The following is a 15,967-nucleotide window of genomic DNA, read 5'->3' as shown; positions in this document are numbered from 1 at the left end:
GCTTTCTTCAAGCGTTTCCGCTTGGCTAATTTGGCTTGCTCACCTCGACTTCGTTTCTTTCGAAGCGTTGCCGTGTCAGCGAGGTGGCATTATAGAGATTGCGATCACATTGGCAAGCCCTTTTTCACGTTTTTTTTGATTTTTTTATCGTTTGGGTGTTTTTTATTCTAAAAGGCGAGTTTTCACTACTATTCTACCTCCATGTCCCCTGTACTCGCCCCTAATAAGGAGAAAAGATGAGCTCAATTAGAAGCTACAAAGGTATAAAGCCTCAACTTGGTGAGCGTGTTTACGTTGACTCAACCTCAGTGTTAGTCGGAGATATCCGTATTGGGGACGATTCTAGCATTTGGCCATTAGTAGCGGCACGAGGCGATGTGAACCACATTCACATTGGTGATCGAACTAATATTCAAGATGGCAGTGTTTTGCATGTCACCCATAAGAACGCCGAAAACCCAAACGGCTACCCACTTATAATTGGCAATGACGTTACGATTGGCCACAAAGTGATGCTGCACGGTTGTGAGATCCACGATCGTGTTTTGGTTGGTATGGGGGCGATTGTTTTAGATGCAGTCGTTATTGAATCAGAGGTGATGATTGGAGCGGGCAGTTTAGTGCCGCCAGGAAAGAGATTAGAAAGCGGCTATCTTTATGTCGGTAGCCTAGTAAAACAAGCTCGCCCTCTATCAGAGACAGAACGAGCTTTTTTGCAAAAGTCTGCCAATAACTATGTTCAAAACAAAAACGACTACTTACATGAAGTAGAAGACTTGAACTAAAGGTCTGTTAGCCGATGATAATATGGCCTTCTTCGTTGAAGGCTTCATCTTCTATTAACTCTTCTGCTATTTCTTCCAGATCAAATCGGTAGTCAATAAAAGCAGAGATCACGGCCTGCTCCGTATCTAACTCTGAGCCAGATAACTTTTCTAACTTTTGTTTCGTCACAAAGCATTCTATTAGCGCACCAGATTGTTGCGCCGCAAAGTTTACTGATTGTGATACTTCATCCCATGATTGCATGTCTGGGAATAAGATGGATTGATTCATCGCTTATTGACCTTCAAGGTTCTTTCTTAATTCACGCAAAATCTGTTTGGCTCCAGGACGAAGACCGCGCCATAACATAAAACTCTCAGCAGCTTGGCCAACTAACATACCTAAACCATCATAAGCATGTGCCGCACCGTTTTGCTTAGCCCATTGGTTAAATGTGGTATCACCTTTGCCATACATCATGTCGTAGCTCGTACTATTGGCGGCGAACACCGAGGAAGAGATCGCAGGTAACTCACCACTCAATGATGCAGACGTAGAGTTGATTATGACATCGAACTCTTCAGCAATGGTATTCATCTCTTTTGCTGTAACAGGGCCATACGCAGAAAACAATTCTGCCAATTCTTCGGCTTTGGAAAATGTACGATTAGTTATCGTTAGAGATGTTGGTTTTTGATCGAGCAATGGTTTAATCACTCCTCGAGCGGCACCACCAGCTCCTATGATCAGGATGCGTGCGCCTTCTAAAACGACTTGGTGTTGCAACAAGTCCTGCACTAAGCCTGCACCATCAGTGTTATCACCAATGATTTCACCATCATCAAGCTTCTTAAGTGTATTCACTGCTCCAGCAAGCTGAGCACGCTCGGTCAAACGGCTGGCAAATTGATAGGCGTCTTCTTTAAAAGGCAAGGTCACGTTACAGCCTTTGCCGCCGTCAGCAAAAAATGCTTTCGCCGCCTCGATAAATCCACCCACAGGCGCACACTCTGCGGTGTATGTAAGGGACTGATTCGTTTGACGAGCAAAGAGTGTATGGATAAATGGCGACTTGCTGTGCCCGATAGGGTTACCAAACACGGCGTAACGATCGATTTGCGGGGTCATGTCCTTACCTTTATTCCTTACTTAGATATAGAGAAAACAGGGCCATCTGATTACAGATGACCCTATCACTATCTATCTATATAGAAAAGGAGATTCCGTGCTTACCATTCGCGTGGTTTCAGGTATCGCTCGTAAAGTTCGGCTTCAGGCGTTCCTGCTTCTGGTTCGTAGCGGTACTCCCATCGCGCTAACGGCGGCATCGACATCAGAATCGACTCGGTACGCCCACCACTTTGTAAACCAAATAAGGTGCCACGGTCGTAGACTAAGTTGAACTCAACATAACGACCACGACGGTAAAGTTGGAATTCACGTTCACGCTCTCCATATTCGATGTCTTTACGACGAGACACGATCGGCAAGTAAGCTTGGCAATAGCCTTCACCCACCGCTTTGATGTAATCAAAACACTTATCAAACTCCCAGTGATTCAAATCATCAAAGAACAAACCACCGACACCACGAGTTTCGTTTCGATGTGGCAAGAAGAAGTACTTATCACACCACGCTTTGTGCTCGGCATACACGTCTTCACCAAATGGGGCACAGATGGCCTTAGCTGTATCGTGCCATGACTGACAATCTTCTTCGAAAGGATAGAAAGGAGTCAGGTCGAAACCACCACCAAACCACCAAATTGGTTCTTCGCCCTCTTTCTCGGCGATAAAGAAACGCACATTCGCATGAGAAGTTGGGACGTAAGGGTTTTTGGGATGGATAACCAAAGAGACCCCCATCGCTTCAAAGCGGCGACCAGCTAGCTCTGGACGATGAGCCGTCGCAGATGCTGGCATTTCTTCCCCTTCCACATGCGAGAAGTTCACCCCACCTTGCTCGAAAACAAGGCCATCACGCAGAACACGTGAGCGCCCACCGCCACCAAGACGTTCGCCCGGTTCACGATGCCATGCATCTTCGACAAAGACGGCCTTTCCATCTTCTCGTTCTAACTGCTGACAAATGGAGTCCTGAAGTGACATCAGGAACTGCTTTACGGCGTACTTATCGATTGCTGACATACGTTATTACCTATTACGTGATACCTATTGATGGCTGGCAAGCAGGGTTAGCCCTGTCTTAATATTTGTGAAGTTTTGGCGTCACGAATCTCGCTGGGTTTATCACGACCGCTGGTTTCACCACGAAGAATGGCCACCAGCTTGTCACCCAATTGCTGCTCTACCTCTTCCGTGGTCATACACGGTGGCAAGCCGGAAAGATTCGCGCTGGTAGAGGTTAACGGCTTTCCGAATGCATTACACATCTTTTGAACCAAAGGATGATCAGTCACACGAACTGCAATTGAATCAAACTGTCCTGAAACCCAGTTGGAGACTTTATCGCTCGCTGGCATGATCCAAGTGTATGGGCCAGGCCAAGTTGCATGAACGGTCGCTAATTGTTCTGGAGTCAGTTGAGATTCATCAATATACGGCAAGAGCTGCTCATAACTTGCGGCGATCAGAATCAGCCCTTTTTCCACCGGACGCTGCTTGAGATCCAGCAGTTTTTGAATTGCTTCTGGGTTATCTGGATCGCATCCGACACCAAAAACCCCTTCTGTTGGGTAGGCAATCACTTCGCCTTGTTGTAGTGCGTTGAGCACTTGTTCAAAGTTATCCACCGATTACTTCCTGATTGTCTGACTGTATTATTTTCACTAAGTGTACAAATATTCATTCTCAGACACTAAAGCAATTTTTTTATAAAATGTATCAATAGCGTCAACAACAAGACGCAAACGTTTGCTTGAGATAAAAATCCCCGTATAATGCGCACAAATTTATCAGCTCACCTAATTTTGCAGCTTGAAGGAGTTTGAGATGAAAGTCGGTATCATCATGGGTTCTAAATCCGATTGGCCAACCATGAAACTAGCAGCAGACATGCTGGATCAATTTGGCGTGTCTTACGAAACAAAGGTGGTGTCAGCTCACCGTACTCCTCAACTATTAGCCGATTACGCTAGCAGCGCGAAAGAACGCGGCATCAAAGTGATCATCGCAGGTGCCGGTGGTGCAGCTCACCTACCGGGAATGGCGGCAGCCTTCACCAGTTTGCCTGTACTTGGTGTTCCGGTTCAATCTCGCGCTCTAAAAGGCATGGACTCTTTGCTATCTATTGTACAAATGCCAAAAGGCATTGCCGTCGGCACGTTAGCGATTGGCGAAGCGGGCGCTGCAAACGCGGGCATCTTAGCGGCACAAATCCTAGGCACTCATGACGAAAGCATCATGGCGAAGGTAGAAGCGTTCCGCAATGAACAGACGGAAACCGTACTGGCTAACCCAAATCCAGCTGAGGATTAATCAGATGCATGTACTGGTTCTCGGATCAGGTCAGTTGGCTCGCATGATGTCTCTGGCTGGTGCACCACTGAACATCCAAATCTCGGCTTACGATGTCGGCAGCGGTAACGTTGTCCATCCTCTTACCCAACAGGTGCTTGGTCATGGTTTGGAAAATGCCATTGAACAAGTGGATGCGATCACCGCAGAATTCGAACATATTCCTCACGATGTACTCGACATCTGTGAATCAAGTGGCAAGCTCCTCCCTAGTACCGCAGCCATCAAAGCAGGCGGTGACCGCCGTGTTGAAAAAGCGCTACTCGATAATGCTGGCGTGCGTAATGCCAAGTACTACGTGATTGAGACACGTGAAGATTTTGAACGCGCAATTGAACATGTTGGCATGCCTATGGTGCTGAAAAGTGCATTGGGTGGTTACGATGGTAAAGGCCAATGGCGCTTAAAAGAAGCTTCTCAAGTCGACGACATTTGGACTGAGATGGCAGAGTGCATCGCGGCAACACCAACTCAAGCGATTGTTGCTGAAGAGTTTGTTCCTTTTAACCGCGAAGTATCACTTGTAGGTGCTCGCGGTAAAGATGGCAGCGTTGAAGTGTACCCTCTAGCAGAAAACGTTCACATCAATGGCGTACTGAGCTTATCCACCGCAATTGATGCACCAGAACTGCAAGCCCAAGCCAAGCAGATGCTCACGGCCGTCGCAGATAGCCTAGATTACGTTGGTGTATTGGCGCTCGAATTCTTTGATGTCGATGGCACACTGTTAGTCAATGAGATTGCCCCACGCGTGCACAACTCCGGTCACTGGACACAGCAAGGTGCGGAAACTTGTCAGTTTGAAAACCATCTGCGCGCCGTGTGCGGCTTGCCGTTAGGCAGCACCAAACTGATTCGCGAAACCTCAATGGTGAATATTCTTGGTGAAGATACGTTGCCAGAAGCGCTGCTCGCCATGGATGGTTGTCACATCCATTGGTACGGCAAAGAGAAGCGTGAAGGGCGAAAAATGGGTCACATCAACGTATGTGGTGACTACCCAGGAGAATTACACCGTAGGTTGTGCGCTCTCGCGGATGTCTTAGATCCAATGGCATTCCCAGCCGTGCACGAGTTTGCGAAACAAGCATAACGCTAAAATCTAGCCCCAAAAACCACAAAGGGTCGCACGATGCGACCCTTTTTAATTCCTTTGATGTATTTACCCTTGTTGGGTGTGCTGGCACTTACGGTTGGCACATTGCAATTTCACACCACTGACGAGTTTCTTCTCCACCAACAAAGTAAAACCACATTCTTCGCATCTCCCTTTAACCGGAGGGATATTCACTGCAAATTTGCATTTAGGGTAGTTATCACATGCGTAGAAAGTTTTACCAAAGCGCGTCTTACGTTCAACTAAATGACCTTTACCACATTCAGGACACGCGTGTTGCTCTTGCGGCTGCTTTTCTGGCTCAGGTTGATTAATCGACTCAATATGATGGCAAGCCGGATAGTTACTGCAACCAACAAACATGCCATAACGCCCTTGGCGTAATACCAACTCGTTACCACAATCTGGACAAGGAACGCCAAGCTCTTTGACGATGTGTCCATCATTGTTGTGCAGGGCTTTGATGTAATCACAGCTTGGGTAGTGGCTACAGCCAAGAAAGGGACCGTGTTTGCCATGTTTGAGGATCAATTCACTGCCACATTTAGGACACGGCTCGTGTTCCAAAGCGTGTTCATGGGCAGAGAAAAGGGTGTTGTCGATTTTACTACTCATACTTACCGTTTCGTGAAAAACACACAAAAAGACAAGCTCGCGTTTATTCTAGCTAAACTCGAACTTGCCCAGATGGTTAGTGAAGAATCCCTTGTTCCTTGGCGTACAACAGCTCTTCCATTAGCGTGTAAGCGTTTTCGTTGCCAGGCACATTAAACAGCACCATCAGAATGATCCATTTGAGGTCTTCAAGCTCAAACTCACTCGTTTCTAATCCCATCACTCGGTCAATCACCATTTCGCGAGTTTCTGTGGTTAACACATTGATTTGCTCGAGAAACAATAAAAACCCTCGGCATTCCAAATCTAAACGCTGCATCTCTTTCGCTGTGTAGATACGAGTTGATGACGAAGCCATGCAAGTCGAAATTGCAGAAGAGGTGTCACTTTGCTGCAATGCGGCAAGCTCTTCTAACCAGACAAGGGCTTTGTAGATATCTTTTTGTTGGAAGCCTGCACGGAGCAGCTCTTCTTCCAACTCGTCTTGTTCGACCTGTAACTCTGCATCGCTATGGATGTAGGTTTCGAATAGATACATCAGTATATCCATCATCATAGCTAGCCCCTCCCCTTTCGAATATAGCCACCTGAAACCGCAACGACATGCCCAGAGAGTTCTAACTCTAAGAGCTGCATCATGACTTCCTGGACAGGTATATTGGTCCTGTTTGCAAGAATATCAACCGGTGTAGCTTCACTTCCTACGTTAGCTAACAGCTGAGGAAATGGCAATTCTTCTTCATCATTTAACGTAGAAAATAAATCGGTACTCTGATTAATAGACCAATCAAGCAAAGACTGTATTTCATCTAAGACATCTTTCGTCTTTTCTACGAGGCAAGCACCATGACGTATCAACTGGTTGCCACCGCTGGCATTAGGGGCATTTATCGAAGCTGGCAGCGCAAACACTTCTCGACCTTGCTCAAGCGCGTAACGAGCAGTAATTAACGAGCCACTCCTTTCCGCCGCTTCCACAACTAACACACCTAGCGATAATCCGCTAATAATGCGGTTTCGACGCGGGAAGTTTTCCGGGCGCGGCTTGGCGTTGGGGCGAAACTCAGACACCAAAGCCCCATGTTCAATAACACGTTGCGCTAAACCACGATGACGTGCCGGATAAATATTTTCTAAGCCAGATCCCAGCACCGCAATCGTCTTACCTTTTGCTTGCAACGCACCATCATGCGCATGACCATCAATGCCTAAAGCGAGACCACTGGTGACAATAAAATCGTGCTGAACAAACTCTGCAGCAAACTGACGTGCATGCTGTAATCCATCAATACTCGCATTTCGACTGCCAACCATCGCGATTTGTGGCTGAGAGAGACAAGTAGGGTTTCCTTGAACAAAAAGTAGAGGTGGCGGTGCAACGATTTGTTTGAGTTGAGGTGGATAACGCGGGTCAGTCAGTGTCAGGATATGATGATTTGTAGAAGCCTCAAGCCAGCTTAAACAAGCATCGACTTCTTTATCTGTTGAAGCCCAAGCTTGAATTTGCTTAGTTGTTAACCCAAGTTGTTGTAGCTGTTCAGGAGAGAAGTTTACGATGTTACGTGGCGTGTCTCTTGCCAGTAGCTTATTCATTTTGACGCCGCCAATGCCTGGTAAACAACTCAGTTTTAACCAGGCAGCGAGATCATCGTTATTTCGTCGATTCATCGATGGTTAATTCGTCCGCCAACGGTGACACCACCGAAATATCTTGGTTAATGGGTTTAGTGCTGTTAGTGATCAGTGCCAAGCTAAAGTACTCATAAGGACGAATGACCAGCAACTCACCAACTTTGCTTTGAGGCAAAGTAATTTTCTTATCAAGCACGCCAAACTCTTTCTTGAACTCATCGCCGTCTTTGTAAACTGGGTGCGCGTCTTCTTTTAAATCAAACACACTGCCTTGCTTCAGATTGTCTGACGTGCCTTTATCAATCACCACGACTTGGTTAGTTGAACTAAAGCGAATACCTTCGATATTGCCCAGCAACTTTGCAGAACTGCCTTGTGGCGACGGCATAGGGTAGAACGTTGTTGTGAAGTCAGTGTTCTCGACTGATTGATTTGGCAACGCGATATCGTTACGCAGGATTTCTTGCAATTGAGACGTGATCTTCAAACCAGAATAATCGCTCGAAGCTTCAACGAGCTCACCTTTGGCTATCAAACGCAGCGCGGTGATCTCTTCGGACACATCGTCACGCGAAAAGGTAGCTACTGGTCGGTAAATAGCCCAACCTGTCGCGGTCTGATTGCCATTGATATACAGCACATCTTCTGCCGTCAGATACTTACTGCCTTTGCTGCTACCCATCACTTTTGCTGCACTATTCAACGCATCTTGATCCAGCAATCGATCCGATTTGAGGTACGGCATCACCAAACCTTCAGCAACGGTTGGCACCGCTTTCTTTTCTGTGATGCGTGCTTTCGGGCTCAGCTTCTTTACCGGTTTTAGGCTCAACACGGGCTGACCGTTAATCCACACCAAAGACAACTTGTCTCCGGGATAAATTAAATGAGGGTTGTCGATTTCCGGGTTTACTTGCCATAAACGAGGCCACAACCACGGGCTATCCAAGTACATGGCCGAAATATCCCATAGCGTATCGCCCTTCACGACTACATATGTTTGTGGCGCATCATCTTTAACAGTCAGTGGGTTTGCATCCACATTTGCTACAGCGTTGAAAGAGAAAAGTAACGGCAACGTAACACTGGCAACGTTGCGGAAAATTCGATTCATGACCCTCGTCCTTGGTCTATTAAGCAGGAACCAGAATGGAAATTGGTGCAAGGATGCTGTCATTTAGGCTATAAAATGTCTAGAATTGAGCCAACAAGGTTTGTGCTGTTTCGGCACAGTTCAATATTTCGAGTGAATATGTCTGTATTACAAGTATTAACATTCCCGGATGATCGCCTGCGCACAGTCGCAAAGCCTGTTGAAGCGGTGACGCCTGAGATTCAAAAAATCGTCGATGACATGATTGAAACCATGTACGACGAAGAAGGTATTGGCCTTGCTGCAACGCAGGTTGATATCCACAAACGTATCGTAGTGATTGATATTTCAGAAACTCGCGATGAGCCGATGGTGCTAATCAACCCTGAGATTCTGGAAAAGCGTGGCGAAGATGGCATCGAAGAAGGCTGTCTGTCGGTACCAGGTGCACGCGCACTTGTGCCTCGCGCTGCAGAAGTTACCGTTAAAGCACTGGATCGTGATGGCAAAGAGTTCACCTTTGAAGCCGACGACCTGCTAGCGATTTGTGTTCAACACGAGCTTGATCACTTACAAGGTAAGCTGTTCGTGGATTACCTATCGCCACTGAAACGCAAACGCATTCAGGACAAGCTAGCGAAAATCAAACGCTTTAACGAGAAGCAGCAAAACGCTTAACCTCGAACCATACCAATTAGAAGGAAGCCTACCTTGAGTCAGTCTTTACGTATTGTCTTTGCAGGTACTCCGGATTTCGCCGCCCGTCACTTGGCGGCGTTGTTGTCTTCGGAGCATGAAGTCATCGCGGTTTACACAAACCCAGATCGTCCAGCGGGTCGTGGCAAGAAATTGGCTGCGCCACCGGTAAAACAACTGGCGCTGGAACACAACATCCCGGTTTACCAACCTGAAAGCTTTAAGTCCGACGAAGCGAAACAAGAACTTGCCGATCTGAATGCCGATCTCATGGTTGTCGTGGCGTACGGTATGCTCCTGCCACAAGCGGTTCTTGATACCCCTAAACTGGGTTGTATCAACGTACATGGTTCTATCCTACCTCGTTGGCGTGGTGCGGCTCCAATCCAACGCTCTATTTGGGCGGGCGATGCAGAAACGGGCGTGACCATCATGCAGATGGACATCGGTCTCGACACTGGTGATATGCTGAAGATTGCAACTCTGCCAATCGAAGCGACAGATACCAGCGCTTCAATGTACGAAAAATTGGCTGAGCTTGGCCCAGAAGCCCTGATTGACTGCTTAGCCGACATTGCTGCGGGTAAAGCAGTGCCAGTGAAGCAAGACGATGAGCTAGCGAACTACGCGAAAAAACTCAGCAAAGAAGAAGCACGCATTAACTGGAACGACGATGCGGCTCACATTGAGCGCTGCGTTCGTGCATTTAACCCATGGCCAATGAGCCACTTTGAGGCGGCAGAAAACAGCATCAAAGTATGGCAAAGCCGTGTGGCAGAGCAAACCAGTGACAAGCCAGCCGGCACCATCTTGCAAGCAGATAAAACCGGTATTTATGTTGCGACAGGCAACGGCGTACTGGTGCTAGAACAACTGCAAGTTCCTGGCAAAAAAGCCATGTCAGTTCAGGATATTCTGAATTCGCGCGCGGCTTGGTTTGAAGTTGGTACTCTGCTGGTTTAAGCCATACTAGGGGTTATCATCCCCAATAATACGAACTTTTAGAGGGCAGAGATGCCCTCCTTTACTTTAAGGTACTCATCATGAATGTTCGCGCTGCGGCTGCTAACGTCCTGTATCTTGTCGTCGACAAGGGCCACTCACTTTCAAGCGCTCTCCCAGAGGCTCAACAAACGGTACGACCTCGTGACCACGCTCTGCTACAAGAGATCTGTTACGGTGCGCTACGTTACCTACCTCGCCTAGAAATGATCGCAAACCAATTGATGGATAAGCCGCTCAAAGGCAAACAACGTGTATTCCATCACCTAATTCTGGTTGGTATTTACCAACTGAGCTTCATGCGCATTCCTGCGCACGCAGCTGTCGGTGAAACGGTTGAAGGCACTAAAGAGCTGAAAGGTCCTCGTCTGCGTGGTTTGATTAACGCTGTATTGCGTAACTACCAGCGCAACCAAGAAGAACTCGACCAAATGGCCGTCAGCAACAACGCTGGCAAGTACGGTCACCCAAGCTGGTTACTAAAACTGCTGCAAGAGGCCTACCCACAGCAATGGGAAAGCATTGTTGAAGCGAACAACCAAAAAGCGCCAATGTGGCTGCGTGTGAACCACCAACACCACACTCGTGATGAATACCTTGCGCTACTCAAAAATGAAAACATTGATAGCACGCCACACACAGAAGCGATGGACGCCATAAAATTGGCCGCACCATGTGATGTGATGAAGCTACCTGGTTTTGAGAAAGGTTGGGTTTCGGTCCAGGATGCGGCGGCGCAGCTCTCGATCAACTACCTAAAACCACAAGACGGCGAACTGATTTTAGATTGCTGTGCAGCGCCAGGTGGCAAGACGGCGCACATTCTAGAGCGCACGTCGGGCAGTGAGGTGGTCGCGATTGACTGCGACGACACACGCCTGAAACGTGTGCATGAAAACCTGAAGCGTCTCAACCTTCAGGCAAAAGTGGTTTGCGGTGATGCGCGTAATCCACAAGAATGGTGGCAAGGCGAGCAATTTGATCGCATTTTGCTGGATGCCCCATGTTCTGCGACTGGCGTGATTCGTCGTCACCCAGACATCAAATGGCTACGTCGTGCAGACGACATCGCCGCATTAGCAGAGCTACAAAGTGAAATTTTTGATGCCATGTGGACGCAACTGAAGCCCGGCGGCACAATGGTTTACGCGACTTGTTCAATCACACCGCAAGAAAACGTGGAGCAAGTAAAAGCGTTTTTAGCACGTACCGCGGATGCGCAACTGCTGGATTCTGATCCCGACCAGCCTGGTCGTCAAATTCTACCAGGCGAAGAAGATATGGATGGTTTCTACTACGCAGTGCTAACCAAAACACACGCGTAACAGCATGCTAAATAGGGCGATTGGATTGATTTCAATCGCCTTTTTCAGATAACGAGAAAAGAGTATGAAGATCATTATTCTTGGTGCAGGTCAGGTTGGCGGCACACTGGCAGAAAACCTAGTGGGTGAAAACAACGACATCACCATCGTCGATAACAATGCCGACCGACTGCGTGAATTGCAGGACAAATACGACCTGCGTGTGGTCAATGGCCATGCGAGCCACCCCGACGTGCTGCACGAAGCGGGGGCGCAAGACGCCGATATGCTCGTCGCAGTAACCAACACTGATGAAACCAACATGGCCGCCTGTCAAGTCGCGTTCACTCTATTCAACACCCCAAACCGCGTTGCACGTATTCGCTCTCCAGAATACTTGGCAGAAAAAGAAGCCCTGTTTAAATCTGGCGCCATTCCTGTCGATCACCTTATCGCACCAGAAGAACTCGTTACGAGCTACATCGAACGTCTGATCCAATACCCAGGCGCGCTGCAAGTGGTGAGCTTTGCTGAACAGAAAGTCAGCCTAGTGGCGGTAAAAGCCTACTACGGTGGACCGTTGGTGGGTAACGCGCTGTCTGCTTTGCGTGAGCACATGCCACACATCGATACCCGTGTGGCAGCGATTTTCCGTCAAGGCCGTCCGATTCGCCCGCAAGGCACTACCATCATTGAAGCCGACGATGAAGTGTTCTTCGTTGCAGCAAGTAATCATATTCGCTCAGTGATGAGTGAACTTCAGCGCCTAGAAAAACCGTACCGCCGCATCATGATTGTTGGCGGGGGTAACATTGGTGCCAGTCTCGCAAAGCGCTTAGAACAAAACTACAGCGTGAAGCTGATTGAACGTAACTACCAACGTGCAGAAAAACTGTCAGAAGAGCTAGAAAACACCATCGTGTTCTGCGGCGACGCGGCAGACCAAGAGCTTCTCTCGGAAGAGAACATCGACCAAGTCGACGTCTTCATCGCGCTGACCAACGAAGATGAAACCAACATCATGTCTGCGATGTTGGCAAAACGCATGGGTGCGAAAAAAGTAATGGTGCTGATCCAACGTGGCGCTTATGTAGATCTGGTACAAGGCGGCGTAATTGATGTGGCGATCTCACCTCAGCAAGCGACCATTTCCGCCTTGCTGACACACGTTCGTCGTGCCGACATCGTGAACGTATCCTCACTTCGCCGCGGCGCTGCAGAAGCCATTGAAGCCGTCGCTCACGGTGATGAAAGTACATCCAAAGTGGTTGGGCGCGCGATTGGAGATATTAAACTTCCACCTGGGACCACCATTGGTGCTATCGTTCGTGGCGAAGAAGTCCTTATTGCCCACGACCGTACGGTCATCGAGCAGGATGACCATGTGGTGATGTTCCTGGTCAACAAAAAATACGTATCAGACGTCGAAGCGCTATTCCAGCCGAGTCCATTCTTCCTCTAGGATTTTCCTATGGTCAACTTACGTCCCGTACTGTTTGTTATCGGGCTGGTTTTATCCAAACTGGCCCTGTTTATGTACGTGCCGACTTTGGTCGCTTTCTTTACCGGTACGGGGGGATTTCTCGATTTCGCCCAAGCCGTTGTGATCACGCACCTTGCCGCCTTCATTTGCCTAACGATCGGTCGAACCGCCAAGTTCAAACTCAGCGTACGCGATATGTTCCTCATCACCAGTTTGGTTTGGACCATCGCCAGTGCGTTTGCCGCCTTGCCGTTTGTGTTCATCAACCACATCAGCTTCACCGACGCCTACTTCGAAACGATGTCGGGTATCACCACGACGGGCTCAACGGTGCTCAGTGGCCTAGACAACATGGCGCCGAGCATCTTGCTGTGGCGCTCTATTTTGCAGTGGCTTGGGGGGATTGGTTTTATCGTAATGGCGGTGGCGGTGCTACCTATGCTCAATGTCGGTGGTATGAAGCTATTCCAAACCGAATCATCCGATTGGTCTGATAAAAGTAGCCCGAGAGCAAAAACGGTCGCCAAAAACATCGTAGCGGTTTATTTGATGCTTACTGGCTTATGCATTGTGGGCTACTTGGTCACCGGCATGAACCTGTTTGAAGCGATCAATCACGCCTTTACCACGCTATCAACGGGCGGATACTCTACATCCGATGGGTCGATGAACAACTTCTCTAATGGCGCACACTGGGTGGCCACTACCTTTATGTTCTTAGGTGGCTTGCCATTTTTGCTCTTCATCGCCGCGTTACGTAAACGCCGTATTGATGTGTTAGTTAACGACGCTCAAGTTCGAGGATTCGCGTACCTGTTCGTGTTCTCAAGCTTAGTGATTTCAGCCTGGTTAGTGATTCGAGACGGATACACCATTTTGGATGCGCTACGAGTGTCGATGTTTAATATCGTCTCTGTCGTCACCACAACCGGCTTTGGCTTAGAGGACTTCACCGCGTGGGGCGCATTACCCACAACTCTTTTTGCCTTCTTAATGATGGCGGGCGCATGTTCGGGGTCAACGTCTGGTGGGATCAAAATCTTCCGTTTCCAAATCGCAATGACACTGCTGAACAAACAGATGATGAAATTGATTCACCCTTCAGGTGTGTTTGTACAGCGCTACAACCAACGCCCAGTGAATGATGACATTGTTCGCTCGGTGGTCGCGTTTGGCTTGATGTTCTTTATCACCATCATCTTCATCGCGGGTTGCTTGAGTGCGCTGGGTTTAGACCCCATCACTAGCATCTCTGGTGCCATCACTGCGGTAGCCAACGTCGGCCCAGGTATGGGAAGCGTGATTGGACCGACGGGTAACTTCGCGCCTCTGCCAGATACCGCCAAGTGGCTCCTGAGCTTTGGCATGTTGATGGGCCGCTTGGAAATTCTGACTATTCTTGTACTGTTCTTCCCTGCGTTTTGGCGCCGTTAAGCAGACTCAAATTAAAAGGTATAACAATGAAAACATGGATTACTCTGGCGACCCTACTTGCCGCCTCATCCGCCTACGCCGCTGAAGTCATCACTTTAGCCGATGGTCGAGAAGTGAAGTTAAACGATGACTTTACTTGGGAATACGTCATGAAAAAACCTGCGCAGCAAGCAACAGAGACGCAAGCGACAATAGGCGCGGTTGAAACGATCGCAGCTCCCGCAATTGCGACAATTCCAGTGGTGACGAAAACTGTTGGCACTACTGTGGTGGTAAACGCCAAAAAGCCAACCATGCAGCTGTCTGACTCTGGTGTCGACGTACTGATTGGCTCCGCGAGCTATCAAGATGGTGAGCTCGTACTGCCAACGTCCATTACCAATCAAAGCTCACAATCGGTGATTCAAGTTGAAGTGGAAGTTCTGGTATTTGATATGTCTGGCCAGCAACTGGCGAAAGAAAAAGTCACTGTTTGGCAATCCATCAAGCGAATGGCGGATACTTACCTGCGACCACAACAAGCAGAACAGGGTAAAAGCATCAAACTGGCAGTGCCGCAGTCTCAGCAATACCAGTTTTCAGCCAAAGTGTTAGAAGTGAAAACTCGTTAATGTGATAACACATGTTTTGTCGAGTTCATATCTATCCGTTAGATAGGCTCGACAAAATAATAAATTGCGAAGAAGTGACACACACAACCCGCTAAAACGAAGCCGTGCCAAATCGCATGATTGAATGGAATACGCTTCGCAACGTAGAAAATCACCCCCAGTGAATACACAATCCCACCAGCTGCGAGTAATGTCAGTCCGCCAATATCCAAGTTGATCGCCAACTGATAAATCACAATCAACGACAGCCAGCCCATGACCAAATACGTCATCAAGGAAAGCTTTTTAAATCGGTAAACAAACGCGACTTTCATGATGATGCCGAGTAGAGCGATGGTCCAGATAACAATCATCAAACCAAACGCGAGCGGCGTACGTAAACTCACCAACAAAAAAGGCGTATAACTGCCAGCAATGAGTAGATAAATGGCGCAGTGATCGAAAGTTTTTAGCCATCGTTTAGCGTTGGGGTGCGGAATTGCGTGATACAGCGTCGAAGCCAAAAATAGCACGATAATACTCGCACCATAGACAGCCATACTGGCCAGCGTCAGCGTATCAGCTTGCTGGTCTATGGCTTTGATTAGCAGCAGTATCAGGCCAACAATACCAAAAATCATCCCAATGCCATGAGTGATGGTATTGGCCAGTTCTTCGCGTTGACTGTATTGAGGTTTCTGCAGTTCAGACATCAATGCGCCTATACTAGAGTTTGAAATTTGCTCTAGTATGGCACATT

Annotated in this window: 18 protein-coding genes; 9 read left to right on the top strand and 9 right to left on the bottom strand. The window is 48.1% G+C overall.

The window, feature by feature from the left end; all coding sequences use genetic code 11:
* Positions 1–236 precede the first annotated feature (236 nt).
* Positions 237–785: a gamma carbonic anhydrase family protein gene (locus tag EX191_RS17580; protein ID WP_193448157.1), complete on the top strand. Its 549-nt coding sequence runs from the start codon at positions 237–239 to the stop codon at positions 783–785.
* 7 nt (positions 786–792) lie between these two features.
* Here the strand turns inward: EX191_RS17580 and EX191_RS17575 are convergent, their stop codons facing one another.
* From EX191_RS17575 to tsaC, 4 genes are all read right to left on the bottom strand, one after another.
* Positions 793–1,056: a DUF1488 family protein gene (locus tag EX191_RS17575; RefSeq protein WP_005461429.1), complete on the bottom strand. Its 264-nt coding sequence runs from the start codon at positions 1,054–1,056 to the stop codon at positions 793–795.
* 3 nt (positions 1,057–1,059) lie between these two features.
* Positions 1,060–1,893, bottom strand: coding sequence for a shikimate dehydrogenase (gene aroE / locus EX191_RS17570; RefSeq protein ID WP_023584677.1), 834 nt, complete (start codon positions 1,891–1,893; stop codon positions 1,060–1,062).
* Positions 1,894–1,994: 101 nt separating this feature from the next.
* Positions 1,995–2,912, bottom strand: coding sequence for an oxygen-dependent coproporphyrinogen oxidase (gene hemF / locus EX191_RS17565; protein WP_193448156.1), 918 nt, complete (start codon positions 2,910–2,912; stop codon positions 1,995–1,997).
* A 47-nt stretch (positions 2,913–2,959) separates the two neighbouring features.
* The gene (gene tsaC / locus EX191_RS17560; RefSeq protein WP_015297509.1) at positions 2,960–3,517 is read right to left on the bottom strand and encodes an L-threonylcarbamoyladenylate synthase type 1 TsaC; all 558 of its coding nucleotides are present in this window, start codon (positions 3,515–3,517) and stop codon (positions 2,960–2,962) included.
* A 199-nt stretch (positions 3,518–3,716) separates the two neighbouring features.
* Here tsaC and purE point away from each other — a divergent pair, with 199 nt between their 5' ends.
* Both purE and EX191_RS17550 read left to right on the top strand, forming a co-directional pair.
* Positions 3,717–4,202 (top strand): 5-(carboxyamino)imidazole ribonucleotide mutase, encoded by a 486-nt coding sequence (purE, locus tag EX191_RS17555; RefSeq protein WP_005394016.1) that lies wholly within the window; start codon positions 3,717–3,719, stop codon positions 4,200–4,202.
* Between the two features lie 4 nt (positions 4,203–4,206).
* Positions 4,207–5,334, top strand: a complete 1,128-nt coding sequence (locus EX191_RS17550; RefSeq protein WP_193448155.1) for a 5-(carboxyamino)imidazole ribonucleotide synthase — start codon at positions 4,207–4,209, stop codon at positions 5,332–5,334.
* A 69-nt stretch (positions 5,335–5,403) separates the two neighbouring features.
* Here the strand turns inward: EX191_RS17550 and EX191_RS17545 are convergent, their stop codons facing one another.
* The 4 genes from EX191_RS17545 to EX191_RS17530 all read right to left on the bottom strand — a co-directional run bounded on the left by EX191_RS17545 (position 5,404) and on the right by EX191_RS17530 (position 8,719).
* A complete protein-coding gene (locus EX191_RS17545) occupies positions 5,404–5,973 on the bottom strand; it encodes a DNA topoisomerase family protein (protein WP_193448154.1) in 570 nt (189 codons plus the stop codon).
* 76 nt (positions 5,974–6,049) lie between these two features.
* A complete protein-coding gene (locus tag EX191_RS17540; RefSeq protein ID WP_193448153.1) occupies positions 6,050–6,529 on the bottom strand; it encodes a DUF494 family protein in 480 nt (159 codons plus the stop codon).
* Positions 6,530–6,531: 2 nt separating this feature from the next.
* A complete protein-coding gene (dprA, locus tag EX191_RS17535; protein WP_193448152.1) occupies positions 6,532–7,641 on the bottom strand; it encodes a DNA-processing protein DprA in 1,110 nt (369 codons plus the stop codon).
* Positions 7,625–8,719 (bottom strand): LysM peptidoglycan-binding domain-containing protein, encoded by a 1,095-nt coding sequence (locus tag EX191_RS17530; RefSeq protein WP_193448151.1) that lies wholly within the window; start codon positions 8,717–8,719, stop codon positions 7,625–7,627. Before EX191_RS17530 ends, dprA begins: the two co-directional genes overlap by 17 nt.
* 138 nt (positions 8,720–8,857) lie before the next feature.
* Here EX191_RS17530 and def point away from each other — a divergent pair, with 138 nt between their 5' ends.
* From def to EX191_RS17500, 6 genes are all read left to right on the top strand, one after another.
* The gene (def, locus tag EX191_RS17525; protein WP_005379068.1) at positions 8,858–9,376 is read left to right on the top strand and encodes a peptide deformylase; all 519 of its coding nucleotides are present in this window, start codon (positions 8,858–8,860) and stop codon (positions 9,374–9,376) included.
* Between the two features lie 33 nt (positions 9,377–9,409).
* Positions 9,410–10,357 (top strand): methionyl-tRNA formyltransferase, encoded by a 948-nt coding sequence (gene fmt / locus EX191_RS17520; protein WP_005394039.1) that lies wholly within the window; start codon positions 9,410–9,412, stop codon positions 10,355–10,357.
* Between the two features lie 80 nt (positions 10,358–10,437).
* Entirely contained in the window at positions 10,438–11,721 is a 1,284-nt protein-coding gene (rsmB, locus tag EX191_RS17515; protein ID WP_048625607.1) for a 16S rRNA (cytosine(967)-C(5))-methyltransferase RsmB, read from the top strand.
* 64 nt (positions 11,722–11,785) lie between these two features.
* Complete coding sequence (trkA, locus tag EX191_RS17510) at positions 11,786–13,162, top strand: Trk system potassium transporter TrkA (protein WP_005394041.1); 1,377 nt, start codon at positions 11,786–11,788, stop codon at positions 13,160–13,162.
* 9 nt (positions 13,163–13,171) lie between these two features.
* Complete coding sequence (locus EX191_RS17505) at positions 13,172–14,617, top strand: TrkH family potassium uptake protein (protein WP_152815104.1); 1,446 nt, start codon at positions 13,172–13,174, stop codon at positions 14,615–14,617.
* A gap of 26 nt (positions 14,618–14,643) precedes the next feature.
* Positions 14,644–15,228, top strand: a complete 585-nt coding sequence (locus EX191_RS17500) for a DUF3157 family protein (RefSeq protein ID WP_193448150.1) — start codon at positions 14,644–14,646, stop codon at positions 15,226–15,228.
* Between the two features lie 38 nt (positions 15,229–15,266).
* Here the strand turns inward: EX191_RS17500 and trhA are convergent, their stop codons facing one another.
* Complete coding sequence (trhA, locus tag EX191_RS17495; protein WP_005394044.1) at positions 15,267–15,920, bottom strand: PAQR family membrane homeostasis protein TrhA; 654 nt, start codon at positions 15,918–15,920, stop codon at positions 15,267–15,269.
* Positions 15,921–15,967 lie beyond the last annotated feature (47 nt).

Origin of the sequence: Vibrio chemaguriensis, from assembly GCF_012275705.1 — a bacterium.
Taxonomy (GTDB): domain Bacteria; phylum Pseudomonadota; class Gammaproteobacteria; order Enterobacterales; family Vibrionaceae; genus Vibrio; species Vibrio diabolicus.
Note: the sequence above shows the minus strand (reverse complement) of the source record. Positions and strands in the feature narration are given on the sequence as shown.

Bases quoted from the DNA above. Each gene is read 5' to 3' on its own strand.
- EX191_RS17540 (WP_193448153.1), bottom strand. From the start codon at position 6,529: ATGATGATGGATATACTGATGTATCTATTCGAAACCTACATCCATAGC.
- EX191_RS17505 (WP_152815104.1), top strand. From the start codon at position 13,172: ATGGTCAACTTACGTCCCGTACTGTTTGTTATCGGGCTGGTTTTATCC.
- EX191_RS17550 (WP_193448155.1), top strand. From the start codon at position 4,207: ATGCATGTACTGGTTCTCGGATCAGGTCAGTTGGCTCGCATGATGTCT.
- EX191_RS17580 (WP_193448157.1), top strand. From the start codon at position 237: ATGAGCTCAATTAGAAGCTACAAAGGTATAAAGCCTCAACTTGGTGAG.
- EX191_RS17545 (WP_193448154.1), bottom strand. From the start codon at position 5,973: ATGAGTAGTAAAATCGACAACACCCTTTTCTCTGCCCATGAACACGCT.
- trhA (WP_005394044.1), bottom strand. From the start codon at position 15,920: ATGTCTGAACTGCAGAAACCTCAATACAGTCAACGCGAAGAACTGGCC.
- dprA (WP_193448152.1), bottom strand. From the start codon at position 7,641: ATGAATCGACGAAATAACGATGATCTCGCTGCCTGGTTAAAACTGAGT.
- trkA (WP_005394041.1), top strand. From the start codon at position 11,786: ATGAAGATCATTATTCTTGGTGCAGGTCAGGTTGGCGGCACACTGGCA.
- EX191_RS17530 (WP_193448151.1), bottom strand. From the start codon at position 8,719: ATGAATCGAATTTTCCGCAACGTTGCCAGTGTTACGTTGCCGTTACTT.
- rsmB (WP_048625607.1), top strand. From the start codon at position 10,438: ATGAATGTTCGCGCTGCGGCTGCTAACGTCCTGTATCTTGTCGTCGAC.
- EX191_RS17500 (WP_193448150.1), top strand. From the start codon at position 14,644: ATGAAAACATGGATTACTCTGGCGACCCTACTTGCCGCCTCATCCGCC.
- hemF (WP_193448156.1), bottom strand. From the start codon at position 2,912: ATGTCAGCAATCGATAAGTACGCCGTAAAGCAGTTCCTGATGTCACTT.
- aroE (WP_023584677.1), bottom strand. From the start codon at position 1,893: ATGACCCCGCAAATCGATCGTTACGCCGTGTTTGGTAACCCTATCGGG.
- def (WP_005379068.1), top strand. From the start codon at position 8,858: ATGTCTGTATTACAAGTATTAACATTCCCGGATGATCGCCTGCGCACA.
- EX191_RS17575 (WP_005461429.1), bottom strand. From the start codon at position 1,056: ATGAATCAATCCATCTTATTCCCAGACATGCAATCATGGGATGAAGTA.
- purE (WP_005394016.1), top strand. From the start codon at position 3,717: ATGAAAGTCGGTATCATCATGGGTTCTAAATCCGATTGGCCAACCATG.